The organism is Streptomyces sparsus (assembly GCF_054776295.1).
Window position 1 is genome coordinate 1 of the sequence record NZ_BAAHCA010001480.1, and the last position, 801, is coordinate 801.

General features: G+C 74.3%; 1 protein-coding gene. It reads left to right on the top strand.

Annotation, left to right across the window (positions count from 1 at the left end; translation table 11 throughout):
• The first annotated feature begins 303 nt into the window (after window positions 1-303).
• On the top strand, window positions 304-744 hold the full coding sequence (locus ACYVE9_RS29145) for a peptidoglycan-binding domain-containing protein (RefSeq protein WP_461030878.1): 441 nt from the start codon (window positions 304-306) through the stop codon (window positions 742-744).
• The last annotated feature ends 57 nt before the right edge of the window (window positions 745-801 follow it).

Here is an 801-nt window from a genome sequence, read left to right on the forward strand (position 1 = left end):
CGCGTCGCCACGTCGCTCCGTCCGCCGGCGACTACGACCGGCTGGCGGACAGTCGGCCGGGGACTCCGGACGAGACCCGCCCGAAGGTCGGCCGGCAGAGGGTGCCGCGCGCGGCGGGTGGTGACCCGGCCGTTCCCAGCCCCGGCGGTCCCGGTGCAGGTCAGCGGGAGGGGCGTCCCAGGCCTTCCCGGGACACCCGGGGGGCCTCGCGTTTCGGTGTCCGTGCGCAGAGCATCGACGTCGCAGGGCGAGCGGCCCGGACACGCGCCGGGCCGCTCGACATCGGCGTGAACCGGGAGAGTCATGAATCTGGGAAAGAAGCTCACAAGCGCCACCGGCGTCCTCGCGTTCTCCGCGGGACTCCTGGGTGTCGGCGTCGCGGCCGCACCCGCCGCGCACGCCGCCCCGACCTGCCAGACGGCGGTGTACAAGAACATGGGCGGCCACTACTACGCGGACCAGCCCTCCACGAACAGCTGGTCGACGAACTGCGTGCTCTCGCAGGGCGCCCAGGGGTACGCGGTGGAGGTGCTCCAGCGGTCGCTGCAGCGGTGCGTGAACACCTGGACGCGGAACAACGTCGCGGTGGACGGCGTCTACGGGCCGAAGACCGCGCAGGCCGTGAGGTACGCGCAGGCCAAGTACGGGTCGGCGGTGGACGGCGTGTACGGCCCGAACACCCGTGACGCGATGCGCTGGTGGTCGACGCACCACGGCGGCGGCAGCAACGCCTGCCGCAGCTGACGGCCGCCGGGGCCCGGCGCTCGCGCCGTCGGGCCCTGCTGCGGCTGCGGGGGGGGT